Source organism: Caldisericota bacterium (genome assembly GCA_034717215.1).
Lineage (GTDB): Bacteria > Caldisericota > Caldisericia > Caldisericales > Caldisericaceae > UBA646.
This window is the reverse complement of the sequence record JAYELD010000083.1, coordinates 1-1808: the sequence shown is the minus strand read 5'-3', so window position 1 is coordinate 1808 and position 1808 is coordinate 1. Positions and strand designations below refer to the sequence as shown.

Sequence of the window (1808 nt, the reverse complement as noted above, 5' to 3'; positions counted from 1 at the left end):
ACATAAGAAAAAAAAGAAGCATAAATGGTCCTAGATATTGACTGAAAACAATGTCAAATAAAAAACCGAAGATAACTGCAAAATAAAAATTATATGGCGTCTCTAAAGTTGCAATAATATAGGTTATGTACGCAAATGAAAAAATAATTCTCAGCGTATTTGACAGCGTAATATCACTCATGATGAACAATATCGAAAATAGCAAAAACAGTATTGCTTTCTTTTTCATTTTTCGTATATAACCATTACTTCGTAGAGGGTGTTAAAATCTACATAAGGGCTTATTATTATTTCGGTCGTAGAACTACTTTTCTTTTTAATATCGCTAACTTTGCCGATAATAATATTTTCAGGGTAGATATCGCTTACTCCAGTTGTCGTGATGAGGTCCCCATTTTGCATTTTTGGAAGTGAGATTTTAATTATTATGGAAAGGTTTTTCCCATTTCCTTGTGCAATGCTTATTTCACTTGTTTGCATGTCTTTTGCTCCCACATGGAAGTCAGGATCCGTTACGGTTAGCACTTTAGAGAAGTTGTAAGATGTATCGATAACAATACCTACGAGATTTATCGTCTCCCCATCGTAAGTGCAAACAACCGGCATATTTATTTTTATCCCGTCCTTTTCTCCTTTATTGATAATTATTATGTTAAAATTGTCTGTTAAAATACTTACCACAGTACCTACTTTATACTTGAAGTCGTACCTTTTTTTAAGCCCCAGGATATTTTTTAGTCGTTCATTTTCCTCGTAAATTCCCTGGATTAATTTTATCCTTTCTTCCAATATACTTATTTCTTTCTTTAATTCGGTATTTTCGTTTTCAAGCTGTAGTTTAGTTTTTGTTAGACTGGATAGTTCATGTATCTGTGCTTTTGTTTTATTTATATAGCTTGTGACATTGGAAACTGGTCGTATAAACAAAAAATCTGCTACATCAAACAGCGTAATGCCTCTTCCTGCGAGTCCTGCAATAAATATTAGAAGAACAACAAGAAAAAGGATTATTAATATTTTAAGGTGTTGATTCTTTTTCAAATTACAGTATCGCGGAATATCCTAATTTCTTCTAGTACTTTTCCTGCTCCAAGTGCGACTGAAGAGAGAGGGTCGTCTGCTATGGTGACAAGGATTCCAGTTCTTTGAGTGATAAATTTATCAATATTTCTATAAAGGGCACCGCCTCCAGAGAGCATAATACCCCGATCCATTATATCTGCTGAAAGTTCGGGAGGAGTTGATTCAAGCGTTGATTTGATTGTATCTAAAATTTCTTCTATTATTGGCTGAGAAGCTTTCCTAATTTCTTCTGATGTAATTTGTATGGATTTTGGAAGTCCATCAATAAGGTCTCTCCCTCTTATTTCCATCATTTCTTCTTGTCCAAGAGGGTATGCATTTCCGATTCGAATTTTTACTTGTTCTGCAGTTGTTTCTCCGATGAGCAAACTGTATTCTCTTCTTAAGTATATTATTAGCGATTCATTTATTTCGTCACCTGCTATTCTGGAAGATTTAACTACTACAATTCCTTTTAATGAAATTACTGCTATTTCCGTTGTGCCACCGCCTATATCAACGATCATTGAGCCTCTTGCTTCTGTAATGGGTAATCCAGCTCCAATAGCTGCAGCCATTGGTTCTTCAATGACAAGTGTTTCTTTTGCCCCTGCAAGTGTCGATGCTTCAATTACAGCTTTTTTTTCTACTTGGGTAATGCCCGCGGGTACGCCAATTAGTATTCTTGGTCTAAATATTCCTCTTTTTCCACCTGCTTTTGAAATAAAATAGTCCAACATTTTTTC

3 protein-coding genes are annotated in these 1808 nt (G+C 34.7%); all 3 read right to left on the bottom strand.

Annotation, left to right across the window (positions count from 1 at the left end; genetic code table 11):
* On the bottom strand, window positions 1–229 hold a 229-nt coding region (locus tag U9Q18_03300), incomplete at its 3' end, for a hypothetical protein (GenBank protein ID MEA3313383.1).
* A complete protein-coding gene (gene mreC, locus U9Q18_03295; protein MEA3313382.1) occupies window positions 226–1041 on the bottom strand; it encodes a rod shape-determining protein MreC in 816 nt (271 codons plus the stop codon). The genes U9Q18_03300 and mreC, both read right to left, overlap by 4 nt.
* Window positions 1038–1808: rod shape-determining protein (locus U9Q18_03290; protein MEA3313381.1), on the bottom strand; the 771-nt coding region annotated here is incomplete at its 5' end. The genes mreC and U9Q18_03290, both read right to left, overlap by 4 nt.